This is a genomic window from Salinibacterium sp. M195 (genome assembly GCF_019443965.1).
In the GTDB taxonomy this organism is placed as follows: domain Bacteria; phylum Actinomycetota; class Actinomycetes; order Actinomycetales; family Microbacteriaceae; genus Rhodoglobus.
In genome coordinates, this window is sequence record NZ_CP040814.1 from 748,026 (window position 1) to 764,205 (window position 16,180).

The 16,180-nt window shown below is 59.1% G+C and carries 14 protein-coding genes; 9 read left to right on the top strand and 5 right to left on the bottom strand.

Translation table 11 applies throughout. The features are described from left to right. The first annotated feature begins 33 nt into the window (after nt 1-33). Nucleotides 34-1,218, top strand: coding sequence for a M20 family metallopeptidase (locus tag FFT87_RS03560; RefSeq protein WP_219949994.1), 1,185 nt, complete (start codon nt 34-36; stop codon nt 1,216-1,218). Nucleotides 1,219-1,340: 122 nt separating this feature from the next. On the opposite strand, the gene FFT87_RS03565 is transcribed toward FFT87_RS03560, so the two are convergent. Together FFT87_RS03565 and FFT87_RS03570 are read right to left on the bottom strand one after the other, a co-directional pair. Next, on the bottom strand, nt 1,341-1,529 hold the full coding sequence (locus FFT87_RS03565) for a hypothetical protein (RefSeq protein WP_219949995.1): 189 nt from the start codon (nt 1,527-1,529) through the stop codon (nt 1,341-1,343). A gap of 69 nt (nt 1,530-1,598) precedes the next feature. Beyond that, the gene (locus FFT87_RS03570; RefSeq protein WP_219949996.1) at nt 1,599-1,847 is read right to left on the bottom strand and encodes a hypothetical protein; all 249 of its coding nucleotides are present in this window, start codon (nt 1,845-1,847) and stop codon (nt 1,599-1,601) included. 153 nt (nt 1,848-2,000) lie between these two features. On the opposite strand from FFT87_RS03570, the gene FFT87_RS03575 reads away from it, so the two are divergent. The 4 genes from FFT87_RS03575 (at nt 2,001) to FFT87_RS03590 (ending at nt 4,773) form a co-directional block, all read left to right on the top strand. Beyond that, on the top strand, nt 2,001-2,354 hold the full coding sequence (locus FFT87_RS03575) for a helix-turn-helix transcriptional regulator (protein ID WP_219949997.1): 354 nt from the start codon (nt 2,001-2,003) through the stop codon (nt 2,352-2,354). After that, the gene (locus FFT87_RS03580; RefSeq protein WP_219949998.1) at nt 2,347-2,865 is read left to right on the top strand and encodes an SRPBCC family protein; all 519 of its coding nucleotides are present in this window, start codon (nt 2,347-2,349) and stop codon (nt 2,863-2,865) included. The genes FFT87_RS03575 and FFT87_RS03580 overlap by 8 nt, the downstream gene beginning before the upstream one ends. 188 nt (nt 2,866-3,053) lie before the next feature. Beyond that, entirely contained in the window at nt 3,054-3,923 is an 870-nt protein-coding gene (locus FFT87_RS03585; RefSeq protein ID WP_219949999.1) for an alpha/beta fold hydrolase, read from the top strand. 4 nt (nt 3,924-3,927) lie between these two features. Continuing rightward, the gene (locus tag FFT87_RS03590) at nt 3,928-4,773 is read left to right on the top strand and encodes an LLM class flavin-dependent oxidoreductase (protein WP_255560036.1); all 846 of its coding nucleotides are present in this window, start codon (nt 3,928-3,930) and stop codon (nt 4,771-4,773) included. Between the two features lie 66 nt (nt 4,774-4,839). Here FFT87_RS03590 and FFT87_RS03595 read toward each other — a convergent pair whose 3' ends face one another. Next, nucleotides 4,840-5,685 (bottom strand): ABC transporter ATP-binding protein, encoded by an 846-nt coding sequence (locus FFT87_RS03595; protein ID WP_219950680.1) that lies wholly within the window; start codon nt 5,683-5,685, stop codon nt 4,840-4,842. 23 nt (nt 5,686-5,708) lie between these two features. Further along, nucleotides 5,709-6,380: a FadR/GntR family transcriptional regulator gene (locus FFT87_RS03600; protein ID WP_219950000.1), complete on the bottom strand. Its 672-nt coding sequence runs from the start codon at nt 6,378-6,380 to the stop codon at nt 5,709-5,711. 144 nt (nt 6,381-6,524) lie between these two features. Between FFT87_RS03600 and FFT87_RS03605 the strand changes: the two genes are divergently transcribed. Beyond that, nucleotides 6,525-7,001 carry an SdpI family protein gene (locus FFT87_RS03605; protein WP_219950001.1) on the top strand — a complete coding sequence of 159 codons (477 nt, stop codon included), beginning with the start codon at nt 6,525-6,527 and terminating at the stop codon, nt 6,999-7,001. 376 nt (nt 7,002-7,377) lie between these two features. Here FFT87_RS03605 and FFT87_RS03610 read toward each other — a convergent pair whose 3' ends face one another. Next, entirely contained in the window at nt 7,378-11,100 is a 3,723-nt protein-coding gene (locus FFT87_RS03610; protein WP_219950002.1) for a hypothetical protein, read from the bottom strand. A gap of 556 nt (nt 11,101-11,656) precedes the next feature. Here FFT87_RS03610 and FFT87_RS03615 point away from each other — a divergent pair. The 3 genes from FFT87_RS03615 (at nt 11,657) to FFT87_RS03625 (ending at nt 16,151) form a co-directional block, all read left to right on the top strand. Then, complete coding sequence (locus tag FFT87_RS03615; protein ID WP_219950003.1) at nt 11,657-13,870, top strand: restriction endonuclease; 2,214 nt, start codon at nt 11,657-11,659, stop codon at nt 13,868-13,870. Between the two features lie 254 nt (nt 13,871-14,124). Further along, nucleotides 14,125-14,574 carry a Fur family transcriptional regulator gene (locus FFT87_RS03620; RefSeq protein ID WP_219950004.1) on the top strand — a complete coding sequence of 150 codons (450 nt, stop codon included), beginning with the start codon at nt 14,125-14,127 and terminating at the stop codon, nt 14,572-14,574. 77 nt (nt 14,575-14,651) lie between these two features. Then, nucleotides 14,652-16,151 (top strand): catalase, encoded by a 1,500-nt coding sequence (locus FFT87_RS03625; RefSeq protein ID WP_219950005.1) that lies wholly within the window; start codon nt 14,652-14,654, stop codon nt 16,149-16,151. Nucleotides 16,152-16,180: the final 29 nt, after the last annotated feature.

The following is a 16,180-nucleotide window of genomic DNA, read 5'->3' on the forward strand; positions in this document are numbered from 1 at the left end:
TCGTGTCGTCCGTGAATTGAACAAAGGTCTCCCATGCACAGTGTTAAGTCAGTAGAAGAGCAGTCGTTGCTGCTCTCCAAAGTCGATGAGCAGCTTTCGGCTGCTATCGAACTGCGCCATGAGCTTCACCGCAACCCTGCTCTCTCAGGAGAGGAAGGGCCAACAGCCGACCGCATCATTGCGGCGCTGGACGTTTCTGACTTTGAGACGGTTGCAGACACCGGACGCATCGTGCGCATCGGGCCCAGGACGGGCCCTTCGATTGCGATTCGTGCCGAGTTGGATGCTCTTCCCGTGCACGAAAAAACGGGTTCGCCTTTCGCCTCCACCAACGGCGGTATGCACGCGTGTGGTCACGACGTGCACATGGCGGGAGCTGTGGCACTTGCGAAAGCGGCCATGACCGTCGATCTTCCCGTTGCTCTGGTCTTTATCTTTCAGCCTCGCGAGGAGTCCTATCCTTCTGGGGCGGGCGACATCATGGATAGCGGGCTGCTCGATGCGCACGATGTGCGAGCAGTGCTCGGTGTTCATGTTCATCCTGACGTTCCGGTGGGCTCGGTCACGACTGGCGCCGGAGTCGTCAATGCGGCATCGGATGAGTTTAGGATCGTCGTCGAGGGCACTGGTGGTCACTCTGCCTATCCGCACAAGAGCACCGATCCCATTGTCACGATGGCTCAGATCGTTTCGTCGGTGCAAACTATTGTGAGTCGCAAGATTGATCCCATGAACCCCGTGGTGGTGAGCTTTGGCAGTGTGCACGCTGGCAAGGCGGCTAACGTGATTCCGGCGATGGCCAGTGCGTCTGGCTCGATTCGAAGCTCAACGGCCGAGGACCGGCTGACGATCGCGCGAGAGTTGGAGCGCACGGTGAGGCTCGTGGCTGAAGCTAACAACTGCACCGGCACTGTTGAGATTACCCACGGTGAGCCGGTGTTGAGCAATGACCCTGAACTTGTGGGGCTCGTCGATCCCGCGCTACAGGCCCAAGGTTTTGATGCTGTGGAGCCGATGCGTTCGTGTGGATCGGATGATTTCTCGTTCTACAGCGACGTGTATCCCGGACTCATGATGTTCCTGGGCACGCGCACGCCAACACTCCGCCCAGATCTCACTCTGCACAGCGCAGACTTCTTGCCGGACGATGAGAGCGTCGCAGCGGTGGCCAAGGTTCTCGCTGCGGCCTATGAGGCTTTGCTTCCGCTAGTTCGCTAACGTCGCTGCCGTATCGGTCACCGTATGGCACTCGTCGCGACTAGTTGTAGAGCAATCCTGTTTTGTCTTGAAGATGGATATCGCACGTTGCCGGCGGTCCCCTCGCCCGGTAGCAACTTCGTTTATCGGTCCTTCGGGCGGCCGTCACGATCCTGATCGTTTGACCGGCGGCGGCGCCAGCTGGCGATGCCGAAGAAGACGATCATGACGCCGAGGGCGACAAAGACGAAAGCGAGAGTCGGAGTCATCCGGCCCTCCCCTGCAGCAGTGCGCAGGTTGCGGTGTGCGAGCTCAGCGATCGCGTGCCGCATGCTTCACGCTGCCGGGTGAGAGCGTGCTCAGATTCTTGACGGCTCATTCGAGCTTGACCCGGCTTGTTTTCAACGGCCAGACCATAATCGGGGTAAGTAAGCCCAGATGATCTGCGCCGCTAGAAGGAGCACGACGAGGGCGGCGGTGAGGAGGATCAACCAGACAGACCAGGCACCAAGCGCCAACGCCCATTCCGATGTCGCGCTGTTCCAGATCGCGTTCTGTGAGCGTTTGATGGCAGCAGTGATGTAGACCGCAGCGAATAGCACGATGCTGAGAACGAGCCCACCGGATGCTACATAAGTTGCCCGATTCATCAATTCAGGTTAGGTCCGCTCAGAACGATAAACAAGGAAAGCTGCGATACTCTCAGGTTCTCGTGGCGCCTCGACGTCGGGGGAGTCGGATGCCGGTAGGCGAAGCCGGAATGTAACCTAGCGTGTATGTACCCACAGTGGTACATTCAAATTATGGACACCATGCTGCAGGCGATCTCGGACGAGAGCCGTCGAACTTTGCTCGCCCGACTTCGATTGGGCCCGACGAATGTCACCGAACTCGCAGCGCTTCTTCCGATCGCGCGCCCCGGTGTTTCGCGACATCTCCGGGTCTTGCGCGAAGTTGGGTTAGTGGATGTTCACAATGAGGCGCAGCATCGCATCTACTCACTGCGTCCTGAGCCGCTCCAAGAGCTTGACGAGTGGCTGGGGGAGTATCGCGCTCTCTGGGAACACCGCCTCGACGCGCTCCACACCGAAGTCGCACGCGGCAAACGAGACAAGTCGCTCGCGGTCAACGAGAGAAAAGGGAATAGCGATGCCTGAAGGATCCGGAGTCACCAAAATTCTGGGCAGTTTGCGTGAGGAGAACGGCGCAGGAGTCGTTCACGTGGAGGATGTCTACGGGACAAACATCGACGACTTATGGTCCGCAATTACGGAGCCAAGCCGACTCGCGCGTTGGATAGTGACCGTAGATGGCGATCTCACCATTGGCGGAGAGTTCAACGCTAGGTTTACCAGCGGTTGGGAGGGATTGGGCCGCATCGATATTTGCGAGCCATCTCGACACTTGCGAATAACGACCTGGTCGGATGACGATGCACCCGGCGTGATTGATGTCACGCTGGTTGAGGAGCCTGCCGGCACGAGGCTCATCGTCGAGGAGTCTGGCCTGCCGCTCGATGTTTACCATCACCACGGTGCAGGCTGGCAGACCCATATCGAGGATCTCGCCGCCTATCTTGAAGGACGCAAAACATCAGACTGGGGCGCTCGCGCGAGTGAACTCTCAACCATCTATCGGGAGATGGCGGCTGGCCTTTCCTCTAACTAAGAAACAGTCGGCCAGATTTTCCCGCCGCCGGGTTCGAAGGCGAGTGACGAACACGAAAACTTCAGCTTTCAGCTAGATGTGAGCTTCGCGGCGCTCCCTGACCTGGTGGTGGAGCTCGTTCGTTAGCTGCTCCGCGAAGCGGGCAAGGGAAGGGTTGCTGGAGCTGCTGTCCTCAGAGAGGATGAATTGTGACTGAATTCGGAGAGTTCGCGTTTCAGGTAGCTGGCGACGTGCGGCTGTGCGTCGAGGCTAGGGGAGAACGAGAGAAACCCGCGCTGTTGTTAATCGGTGGGGCTACGTGGTCGATGGATTGGTGGGATGACGAGTTCTGCCAACAAGTGGCTGACAGGGGCCGCCGAGTAGTGCGATACGACCAGCGCGATACCGGCTGTTCCACGAGCTACCCGACCGGCTCCCCGGGCTATACAGGTGCACACTTGATGTCGGACGCTATCGCCGTGCTGGACGAGTTGGGGATCAAACGTGCACACGTCGTGGGGCTGTCGATGGGCGGCGGCATCGCTCAACGTATGGCTTGCGAGCGCCCTGACCGGGTGGCAACGGTGACGCTGATTGCGACCACCCCAATCGATGCAGAAATTACAGATTTGCCTGGCCCGACCCCCGAAATCCGAGCGACCTTCTCGAATGGTGTTCCCGAGCCTGACTGGAAGGACCGAGAGTCGGTTGTGGAGTACATCGTTGAGGGCGAGCGCCCGTATGCCGGGCCGAATGAGTTCGACGAGGAGCGCATGCGGCGGCTAGCTGGGCACGTGTTCGATCGCACGAGCAATATTGCTGCGAGCATGACCAACCACTTCCTGCTCGAGGACGGTGGAACCCAACCTCACCGAATGAGCCAACTTTCTGGAGTTCCGGCTCTGATTCTGCACGGCACATCCGACCCGTTGTTTCCGCTCCAGCACGGTGAGCGGCTCGCTAGCTCGATCCCGGGAGCCCGACTTGTCGTGCTCGACGGTATGGGCCACCAGTTCCCGCCTCAACGCTTTTGGAATCAAGTGGTTGATGCGATTCTCGAGCACACCGAAGAGTGCTAGCGCGGTGGTTGCGAAAGCGGAAGGCAAGGTGAGCGGGTTGCGGTCCGGGTTGTGGCTGCCCTTGTTCGACGAACTGGCAGATCCTGCCGTGGTTGCCCGGCTAGCGGCCGAAGCGGAGGATGCAGGCTGGCACGGAGTCTTCGTTTGGGATCATCTGCGTTGGGCTGGACCTGTCCGCTATGTCGCAGACCCGTGGATCACCTTGACGGCAATCTCCATCGCAACGGAAGCTATTTGCTTGGGGCCGATGATCACGCCGCTCGCACGACGTCGACCGGCGAAGGTCGCCCGAGAGACAGTCACCCTCGATCGGTTGAGTCATGGCCGTTTTGTGCTCGGTGTTGGGCTTGGTGACGACCGATTCGGAAGTGAACTAAGTTCCACAGGAGAGGAACCTAGCGATCGGCTCCGAGCCCGAATGCTCGATGAGTCGTTGGATATTCTCGCTGCCGCTTGGTCAGGAAACCCAGTGCGCTACTCGGGCGAACACTACACAGTCGACGACTTCGAATTTCAGCCCCCACCCTACAGGCGAGAGGGTATACCGGTGTGGGTCGGTGGATTAGCGGGCCGCACTAAACCACAACAACGAGCTGCCCGCCACGACGGCTACGTCCCGGTCAATCTGATGCACCCTGACCAGCTGGCTGAAGCCGTCGTTGCTATCGATGATGCTCGAAGCCACGCCGGAACGACCCCGTACGACATCGTCGCGGCGCTCCCGCCGGAGACTGACCCGCAACCGTTTGCGAAGGCAGGTGCAACGTGGTGGCTACCTGAGTTCGATCCAGAAACTCTGACGCTCGATCTAGTTCGCGGAGTAATACGTGGCGGACCCGCCTCGCCATGATTTATCCAAATGTGCCTTCCTCTACTTGCTGAGCTTACGAAGACAGTTCTTGGAGGGTTGGCGGGGTCAGACCGAGGCGAGGTCGAGAGATCGCTTGCGGCCGGGCAGCGCGAACCAGCGGCCGTCGTGTTGTCCGACACGGATCGGATGCGCGAAGGCGGTCGTGACGTTCTCGGTGGTCAGCACCTGTTCGGCTGGCCCCGCCTGAGCGATCCGGCCGTTCGCAATCAACGCGGCATGGGATGTCGTGGAGGGCAGCTCTTCGAGGTGATGCGTCACGAGAATCGAGGCCAGTCGCGGAAAGCTGTGGGTGAGCCCATCGACGGTTTCGAGGAGTTGCTCCCGCGCCGCGACATCCAACCCGGTGCTGGGCTCGTCGAGAAGGAGCAGGTCGGGTTCGGCGATCAGTGCGCGCGCGATGAGTGCTCTGCCTCGCTCTCCTTGCGACAGGGTGGGCCAGCGGTGGGCATCTTTGCCCGCCAGCCCGATCTGTTCGATCAGTTCTACCGCGCGGTGCGTCTGCTGCGCGGTGGGTTCCCATCGTGGGGGAGTCTCGAGGGATCCGGTGAGGCCAGTGAGTACGACATCCCGAATCGTGAGGGGTGCGTGAAGCGGATGACGGGGGTTGACGTGTCCGATCGAGCGACGCAGTGCCTGCAGTTCGACTCGGCCGAGGCGTTGGCCCAGGATGTCCACGGTTCCGGAAGTCGGGTGCGCTGAGGCGCCGACGAAACCGAGGATGGTGCTCTTGCCGGCACCGTTGGGGCCGAGGAGGGCCCAGTGCTCGCCCGCGCGCACGGTGAGGTCGACCTCGTGGAGGATGGTGCGCTCGCCGCGGCGGAAGGTGACGCCGCGCAGCTCGACGACGGTGGGGTTGCTGTTCACAAGGGTGCTTTCGTTTACGGGAGTGATGTCGTTCACGGTGGTGCTGGCGCTCACGAGAGGGCTCGATGCACGCCGGTGAGGTGCGCCCGGCTGCACTCGGCCGCGGCGGCCGGGTCTCGTTCGGCGATCGCTTCGACCAGCGCGCTGTGGGCGGCTTGGTCTGCCTCGTAGTCGTGGATAGGGCGCAGCCTCAGCATCTCGATCATTGCCACGCGCACTCGCGGCACGAACCCATCGAACAGTTCGAGCAGGACCTCATTGTGGGCTGCCGCGACAACTTCACGGTGAAGCGCCATGTCGACGTCAACGAACTCGTCGACGGACCGGTTCGGGCTCGAGCGGCGGGCGAGTGCTCGCCGCATCGACCGCAGGTCTGATGGTGTGCGTCGATGCGCAGCAAGTGCGGCAGCCTCGGCCTCGATCGCGACACGGGCCTCGATGACAGATGCAATCGACACCCGACGGAGCACGACATCCCAGTCCTCAGTGAGGTCCGTTGAGATCACGAAGACGCCGGAGCCTTGGCGGCTCTCGAGCACGCCCTTCCCGGCGAGTTCACGGATGGCCTCCCGCAGCGTTGAGCGCCCGACCCCGATCTCGGCGGCCAGCGTCGTCTCGCCCGGCAGCTTGTGCCCTAGAGGCCACTCGCCAGCACGGATGCGCCCAAGCAGCACTTCGGCTGCCTGCGCGGCACGCCGACCCTGCTGCACTGCTAGTGTCATGCAGGTGCTCCGATCGCTGTGTTTGTCTGCCTCGCAACTCTACACCTCAGACAAGTTGGGTTCGTCCTGCGCGCTTGGCCGGTGGGCGTAGCCGGGTCTGTCTGACGCATCGCTTCGTTGCAGGGGCCTCGGTAGGATCGAACGATGTCAGACGCCTTCTTGTTCTCGCTCGCCTCGTTCCTTACTGGCGGCTTTCTGATGCTGGCGGGATGGTTGTTTCTGTGGCTCGCCCGGCGAAGTGGGCAAGGGCTTCTGAAGCGCAACCCAATCGCCGGAGTGCGTACCGCGCTCACGCTGTCGTCTGATGCCGCGTGGTATCCGGCTCAGCGTGCGGCAGCGCCTAAAACCAGGGTCGCCGCGTGGGGCCCATTGGCGGGCGGTGCAGCGCTAGTCGCGCTCGGCCTGTTGAGCGTGCTGTTCGGCGCCAGCATGGTTGTCTATATGGTTCTCACTTTCGGTAGCGCCGGCTGGCTGCTCGGGTGGGCTCTCGCCGGGGCCGGAGATGCGCAGCGCGCCGCTCGGGAACCGTCGCCCACACTTAGTGAAGGCGGTTGGAAGGAAGTTGTCCGGGTTCCGGAAACGGACCTCTCAGAGGTGACGATTGGAGTGGCCGAAGTTTAGGGCCGTCCGAGTTTATTCCTGCTGTGGGAAACGGAGCCGGCGTGGTGAGTCACCAGTCTGATGGCAGTAAACTGTTGCGAATTTTTTCGCACCCGCTCCTCGCGGGCTTCGTCACCGCCCAAGGTCCGACAGGGTACGTTTTGGTGGCTCCGCAAATGGGACTGGGCGGACGGGCAACCTGTTCCTGGGCTGATTTTCGGCACGATTGCGCTTTGCAACCGAAGGGTTGTGAGGCGACTCGACATCGACACATTCGAATCTACACAATTTCGGTTTTGAGCGCTGGATGTTGCATGCTGGCCCCAGCCGACTGGTGGTGCAGCCTGAAATTCGAATCAGCGCCACGTCTTCATAGCGTGGCGCGCAATTGTGATGGTCAAGCCTGCAGGCTGGCTACCAGGCGAAGTCCCTTGAGTTTGAAAGATTTGGTTTCGATTCCTCTGATTGTGTCGCCAAGAAGCCGGGTCAGGATATATCGATGCGAGTCGGAAACGGGGAAGGTGGGTTGACCTCGTCCACCTGTTGCAATCCGCGAGTAGTCCCCGCCAATTGCCTTTAGCAGCGACTTCATGTGGACAGTCGATAGGTCGTCGCCGCGATTATGAATCAGCGCGACGACTTGGCGATAGCTCGCTCCGGAAGTTCGGAGAGCCTCAATAGTCTCGTAGGGGAGCTTCCAGCTTCCTTCAATCAGCGCGTTCGCGATGTTGGTGGTCTGTCCGCGAGTGGCTTCGACGAGATACGTGGCAAGGTCGGAGACAATAGTGCGACGGATGTCGAGTTTGGTGGTTTGTCGCCGTATCAGCGCGGGAATGTTGGCCGGGCTGAGAATGCTCGGGGCAACAAAAGTAGTGAAAGCTCTCGACGCTTCGATGGTCTTAGCGAGGGTCTCCCAGTTGACCATAAGGCGTTCGTCGAACGCGGCTGCGTCGTCGGGCAGTAGCCGAGCCCGTATGAGCTTCGCGACTAGGTCGCCGGATTCAGGTTGAATCCGGTCGGCTGGGATTAGTCCGGGGTCGACGCTTTTGGCTATGCGAATGCGTGTGGACGCGGAAGGAAGATCGGTGTGAGCGCTGAGAATTGCCACTGCGAACTCGATTCTCTCCGCAGCTGAATATCCTTCCCACCCGGTAACTTTCTTCGCCCTATTGAGCAGCGAGAAAAGCGAGGTGTCGAGCCCGTGCTCCGCGAGATACGCCGTTACATTTTCGAACGTAGGGTCTGTTTTGTGATGAGCTGCGAGGGATGGCCACGCTTCGGGGGGAGCGTCACCGAGGCGGGGAACGCGAAATCGTTCGTCTGTTGTTCTGACTACATCGCCAATGAGCGGAGAACTCGCGCTATCGACGATGTCCTCCAAGACGACTGTGAAAAATTCCGGATCCGCTAGCGCTTGGACGGAGGCCGGCTGGGTCGCTGCGATGGCGAGAAATGTCTCGAGCTGCTCGATCGCGTACTGATAAAGGTTCGACTCGGTGCGTAGCGTGTCGAGGGCGATCGGCCCTGAAGGGACGAGGGTGCGGAGATTGTGTTCTGTCAGCGGAAACAGTCTCAGCTCTACGGCAACTTTGCGTGCCATTCTGTTGAGCGGAGCAAGGTCGCTGAATGTGGCGCCGGCAGATTTTGCGATCCCGAGAACGATTTGTGCCGCATTCTCTGACACCGGTTGCGTGACCGCCTTCATGCGAGCGTATGTGGCTTCGATAATCGACGCGACATCGTTGTCAGTTTCATAGGACGCATGTGGGAGCGCAGTGAGCACCGCATCAATTGAGTCGGTTTGCGAACTGGTGCCGAGCTGAGAGGACGCTACGTAGCGGAGAACTCCTTTCCAATGGGGTGCCATCGCGGCAAGGAGCGCATTGGGGTGGGCGCCATGTGAGATATAAGTATCGACGAATACCTGCTCTTGTTCTTCGAGCCGAGAGAGTCGGTACGCGACGTTCGAGGCTGCTCCCCATCGATGTGAGAGGAGATAGTCAAGAATGCTGACGTTGAAAATACTCGCGTCATCGAAGAAATCAGCGGCGTCGCTTGTGGCGGCACCTTGTTCTATGAGTATCTGCGCGATTTCGCTTTCACCGATTTCGAACATCATGTCGGGCTCGCCCGGCTCGATGCACCGTCGGGTGTACTCCATCGCGTCTGGACCGAGATGGTTGCCGTAGTAGCTGGAAGTATAAAGAGCGAAGTGCGAGGTGAGGAAGCCATGACGAACCAGCTCGCGTGCTAGATCGGATTGCAATGTCGCGTCAATGACGCTGTCGAAGGTAATGCTCTTGACGATGGGGGCGCCTGCCGCGTCGCGCAGCTCGAAGGGAACCGGGTCGACAGTGAGTTGTGTTTCGTCGGCGAGCTGCTGCCAAGTGTGGTGCCGAAGAAAATCCAGATCTACTCGCGCCTGGCCGATATTAGCGTCGATCGGCGCCAAGTCGATCGTTTTCCAGTCGTCGCCGCTGATATTGGTCCGGAGAATTTGGTTGAGCTGGTCGATTGAGAAGGACAAATCGAGGGTCGGTTGGTATCGATTCCCCGGTTTGTGCAGTCTGATGGTCTGGGAACCTTCCGAAACAATTTGTGCCCAAACTGTTGGATGCTCTAGGTTTTCGGCTGTCGCAGGCGTCTGAAGCTCAACTGTCGTTTGAGGCGCGGATGCTTGCGCTGCAGTGCGCAATAAGTCGGTGAATTCCTCGAGTTGCCGGCCCAGCCGTACGGCTCGAGCATGCGTCGTGGACTGCTGGCTCCGCAACGCGCGCAGTTTCATGAGGCGCGTTGTGTCAGCGGCTACGTTCTCATGGACTAGGGCTCTCCACGCGGAATAAAGCAGATCGAGTGAGCTTTCTTGGTGCCGGATCTTCTCGAAGTCAGCGAGGTGTGTATTTTTGTATAGGATGATGGCGAACACAAGATCGTCATCGATGCCCGGGATTCGGTTGCCGGTAACGATGAGCCGATTTCGATATACCTCGAACTCATTCCGAATATTATGGATAAACCTCATGTCCGCAACATGGCGTGCGGCGAGCCGGATGAGTGCTGGGTTGATCTTGAAGTCGTCGCTCTTCATCGCCTCTGACATGACGTCGCGCGCGTTAGCTGCGCTCACGAATGGGACCACGGGGACGATCACATCAAAGAATTTGGTGCGGCTCGCTTGTTTCAAGGTGGACTTTGCTCGGTCGGTCACGAGGGGCTGATTCTTTGCCGGTTGGGCTTTGGGAGAGGATCCGATCTCTTCGAAAACGCTGTCTCGGATCGCATAGATGAAGACGATTCGCCGCCCAATCTGGGTCGATTCGTTTAAGAGGCTATTGAGCGCGCGCAGGGTATTGAACACTTGCACGTCGTCAAACCGGTCGATGTCTTCAATCAGGACGATGTCGCGTCGACTTGCCTGAAAGAAATAGACAATTTCGTCTAGGTACTCGTCAAAGTAGGTTTCAGATTGCTTCGACAACGTAATCGTTGCCGGCCCGGTCTGCACAGAGGCACTGACTGCTGGGCGACCTCGCGATATCGCGAGTGCTGTCCAGGTTGCGCCGATCATTGCAGCGAGGAGCAACATGTATGCAACCCACTGCCGCCAGGGAACGGGAAGGAGCATCTCGATGAGCGGTTCGATTAGGCCGAGTCCGAATAAAAGGACAAACGCTGCAGCGCCTCCGATGCAAGCGGTCACCCAGCTGCGGCGGGCGTCGGGAACGTTGGCTCGGCGGAATCTCGATTGAGGCACCTTGCTAGCCGGCAGGCGATAAAGCAGCTGCTTTACGAGTTCCTTTTGGATCTGGTTAGTGCGAGATGATGCCCCGCTCGAGTCGCTGGTGCTTGCAACGCCCGACGTAACGGTTGAGAGTGACAATTCCACCACTCGGCCAGCATGAGTGCCTTTGAGACTTGACAGAATACTGCTCTTGCCAGTTCCGTACGCCCCAGTCAAAGCGATGTTCTTTGTTCCCTCGGTGTCCAACGCTCGTCGTATTAGGTCGACGTAAATCTGGTGCTGCTCACTGACGAACCGCGGTGCCAAGCTGCTTATGTGCAGGCTCCCACCGGCGCCCTGATCTGACTCGGGCAGTGGATGTATTACGTTCTCGGACATGCGCACATCGTATGTTCGAAGATCATCCGCCCGCACAAGGCGCGGGGCGAATCAATATGTGGGGAAATCTAGTTCGCTTCGGGTTAGACAGCCGACATGCGCTTTCCTCTTTCCGCGAGTTGAGAAGTAAAGGCGTCTCGTGCTCGCTCCCAGACCTCGACGCGGACTGTCGCGAGATGGAGTGGACTTTGCGAGAGGGGAGCGCGAATCGGCGGCCTTCGTGTTGTCAGACGCGAATTGAATGCGCTTTAGTGGTGGTGGCGCTCTCGGTGGTCAGTACCCCCCCCCCCCCGGAGGGGTTCGGCCGTTCGCAATCAACGCGGCAGGGGATGTCGTCGAGGGCAGTCGTTCGAGGTGATACGTCACCAGAATCGCGAATAGTCGCGGAGCGCTGTGGGGGAGCTTTGCCTAGCCTCACCAACTTCTCGTCAGGGCATGAACCTCCGCTGCCTCTCTTGTAGAAGCTGCCTTAGGGATTTGTGTGCTGAAAGCGGGCAGCAATCGGGCGGCGTGAGGTGCGACCTGCCACACTTGTTCGATGCGCAATTGGCGGTCATTGACAGAAATCGATCTCGAGGAACTTTACGCGGATTTGCTCTCGGCTGAGTTCAAGACGCCGGTCGAGAGATTCGGTCCCGGCGCTGATGGAGGTATCGACTTGCGTTGGCACGAATCCGGGGGCGGCGTGGGAATCGTGCAATGCAAGCACTACATCAACTCTTCATTCGCTCAGTTGCTGGCTTCGGCAAGGAAAGAATGTCCCAAGATCGAGAAACTGAAGCCTGAGCGGTATCTTTTTGCGACGTCGCAGCCCCTCACTGCTAACCAAAAAAATGAGCTGATGGGTGCTCTGTCTCCGTGGATAAAGTCAACTGAAGATGTTCTGTCTGGTCTGGACCTCGATCAGATGCTAGACCGTCACAAAGTGGTGGAGCGTAAGCACTTAAAGCTTTGGCTCTCTACAGGCACCGAACTCTTCTGGGCTACACGTGCTGAGCTTCTAAATCGGTCGGAGGAACTCTGTCGCCAGATTGAGAAGACGATCACTCAATATGTTGGCACGAAGGTCTTCGAACAGGCGAGCGATATTCTTGAGCGCGAAAAAGTATGCCTTATCGCCGGTCAGCCCGGCATTGGCAAAACCGTTCTCGCGCATGTGCTTCTCGCTGACCACATGGCTCGCGGGTTCGAAGTCATTGAAGTGTCGAGCGACATCGATGACGCATGGGGGGCACTCGATCCTGAACGGCGTCAGGTTTTCCTTTATGACGACTTTCTAGGGCAACTCTCTTTTTCAGAGCGAATGAACAAGAACGAAGACTCGCGGTTGGCGGGTTTCATTGATCGAGTGCAAGGGATGAAATCGAAACGCCTAGTTCTAACCACGCGCGAGTACATCCTGCGTGATGCTGCTCGGACTTACTCGAAGTTGAGTTCAGTCAGCACGCGAGGCAAGTACATTCTAGAACTCACGGACTATAGTCGGAACGATAAAGCGCGCATTCTCTATAACCATCTCTGGCAGGCGACTATTGACCGATCGGAGCTAATGAAGCTTGCTGACGGTGGGTGGCGACGGGTTGTCGACCACCCTAACTACAGCCCTCGGTTAATCGAGTACGGCGTTCGACTCGGGTCTCAGTCTGAAGCCCCTGGCGCTTGGATAGATCAGTTTGTCGCCGCCCTCGATGACCCGTCTACTTTGTGGAAACAGAGCTTCGATGCTCACCTTACGGAGGAAGAGCGCGCTTTGCTTTATGTGCTCGTGTCGTTCGAGCGGTCGGTTGATTTGACCGCGCTAGAGAGTGCACACCGCGATTTGTGCAAGCTGCTTGCCATTTCGAGACCGCCGGGTAGTTTCCGCCTTGCACTCGAGCGGATGGAGGAAACCTTCCTAAAATTCGGCAAGGATCATCGTGGCGTTGTGGTGGAGTTCGACAACCCATCCGTTGTTGACTTTATACTCAACGAGCTTCGACGCGACCCCGAACTGCAACGCAACCTGCTTCAGGCTGCCATCCATTTCGAACAGGTTGAGAGCTTGTGGTCTCGTGCTGCCGCATCGGTCACCGTGAGAGACAAGAGGTCGTCGAGTCAGGCGCGAGAGAAGGTGTTGCATGAGTCGACACGGAAAAGCTACTCGAAAGCGATAAAGCGGACCTTTTCTGCGGATGCGCTCGACACGCGAAACTTACACCACGATTCCTTTTCGCAGAGCCGGGAAGCGCGCCTCGCTTTCATAGCCAAACTTCCCGAAGGTTGGGGGCCAAAAAAGAAGTGGTTTCTCCGAGAAGCATCGATCATGGTCGAGCGCTGGGGGAAGGAGAGAGGCGACAAAAAACGAGCCTTCGAGATCACCTTCGGCGCGGATGCTATTGGCGCACTACTGCCTGCGAACGCCGCTTCAGTGGCCGAGCGGTGGATAAGGACGACACTCTCCGAGACCGAGGACTGGTTGATACTGGGGGAGCTGCTTGCGAGGGAGGACTCCCTACCGTTTGACCAAGATTTCGCCGATGAATTTCAGGATCACGTCGTTCATGAGCTCCAGAGGTGGGACCCCGCGCCACCGATGGTGGAAGAACTTCGCGAGCTGAGTGACTGTTTTGGGCTCTCGGGCCTCGAAGATGATTTCGAAGAAGCGATGCAGGCGGCTGCGGCGGAGGATGAAGCGGCCGGGGCTGAGTACGATGATGAACGCTTTGAACGCCCCACGGTGAACTCTGACGAGCGAGACGAGACGATTGAAAGGTACTTCAATCGCTTTTGATCCCGTGCTTCGCTAAGCGCTCCGGCCCGAATGAGTTTCGCCGACAAGTTTCTTGAGACCTTCGAGGCCAGCACGCTTGGCTGCGACGGAATAGGGCCGCGGTGGGAAGTATTCTCTTGGGAACGACACGTCCCCATTCCGACAGCGGGCGGCCTTAGCTGAATAAAGTCAGTGTTGAAGTTGGAGAGCCGATCCTGAGCGAGGCTATCACCAGTTGTCTTGAGTTATTCAAAACAACTGATACCGTCGTAACCATGGAAACAGTGACGGATGCGGCGCTCGCCGACACTCTGCGAGAGGCCGGTCTGAAAGTGACCGAGCCCCGCGTCGCTGTGCTGAGCGCTCTCACCGACATCCCTCACTCGGATGCCGACACAGTGTTCAGCGCTGTACTGCCGAGTTTGCCCGGCACCTCCCTCCAAGCCGTGTACGGAGTACTGGCGGCGCTGACGACGGCGGGCTTGCTGCGCAAGATCGAACCGGCAGGGTCATCCGCTCTCTATGAACGCCGCATTGGCGACAACCACCACCACATCGTCTGCACCGAATGCAGCGCCGTTCGCGACGTGGACTGTGTCGTTGGTCACGCGCCGTGCCTCACTCCATCCGAAGCCGGCGGCTTCACCGTGCACACCGCCGAAGTGAACTTCTGGGGCGTATGCCCCGATTGCCAGACCGCTCTCACGCAAACGAGTGCAGACTAAAGAACACAGACAGCGCTGTCTACGCTGTCATCCGATCGTCAATTCGCCAATAATCCCACCCACAAAAAGGAGACATCGTGACAGAACCCACGACAACCCAGGCCGGCGCACCCATTGCGAGCGACGAACATTCGCTCACGACAGGTCCTGATGGCGTAATCGGGCTCCACGACCGTTTTCTGGTCGAGAAGCTCGCATCGTTCAACCGCGAGCGGGTGCCGGAGCGCAACCCCCACGCCAAGGGTGCTGGAGCATTTGGTGAGTTCGTCGTCACAGAAGACGTGTCTCGGTTCACCAAGGCTGCCGTCTTCCAGAAGGGCGCAACGAGTGAAACCATTCTGCGTTTCTCGTCCGTAGCCGGAGAACAGGGTTCGCCTGACACCTGGCGCGACGTTCGCGGCTTCGCGCTGCGTTTCTACACCACCGAGGGAAACCTCGACATCGTCGGAAACAACACTCCCGTCTTCTTCATTCGTGACGGCATGAAGTTCCCCGACTTCATCCACTCGCAGAAGCGCCTCGGCGACTCCGGTCTTCGTGACGGTGACATGCAGTGGGACTTCTGGACCCTTTCGCCTGAAAGCGCCCACCAGGTCACGTACCTCATGGGTGACCGCGGCCTCTCCAAGTCATGGCGCCACCTCAACGGCTACAGCTCGCACACCTACCAGTGGATCAACGCTGAAGGCGAGCGCTTCTGGGTGCAGTACCACTTCAAGTCCCGCCAGGGTGTTGAGCTCATGGAAGCTGCCGAAGCCGAGCGCATCGCCGGAGAAGACGCCGACTACTACCGTCGCGACCTCTTCAACGCCATCGCCGACGGCGACTACCCCACCTGGGATGTCTCGGTGCAGGTCATGCCGTACGAAGAAGCCAAGACCTACCGCTTCAACCCCTTCGACCTCACCAAGACGTGGTCGCACAAGGACTACCCGCTGATTCCGGTTGGCCACTTCACGCTCAACCGCAACCCGGAGAACTTCTTCGCGCAGATCGAGCAGTCAGCGTTCTCGCCGTCGAACATGGTTCCCGGCACCGACATCAGCCCAGACAAGATGCTGATGGCGCGGGTGTTCTCCTACCCGGATGCCCAGCGCAACCGCATCGGCACCAACTACAACCAGCTGCCGGTGAACCAGCCGCACGCCTCTGAAGCGCGCAACTACCAGCACGAAGGTTCGATGAACTACAAGATCGGTGACGCGGCCGCTCGCACGTACACGCCGAACTCGTTCGGCGGCCCCGCAGCTCAGCCCGAGCTTGCTGGCGAAGGTGGCTGGGCAACCGACGGCGAACTGCTTCGCGCCGCAGCAACGCTGCACTCCGAAGACGACGACTTCGGCCAGGCCGGAACGCTCTACCGCGATGTCTTCTCGGCAGAGTCAAAGGCTCGCTTCATCGAAACGCTCACCGGACAGGGCCGTGGCATCACGATTCCCGAGATCCTCGAGCGCTTCTACTGGTACTGGACAAGTGTGGATGCTGACCTCGGCGCCACGCTGCGCCAGACAGTTCCCGGCAACGATGACACCAGCAACGAAGAGGCTGATCCCGTCGGAGTTGGTCCAGCCAACTAGCAACACCTAGAGCGGCTCGCGCTAGCGAA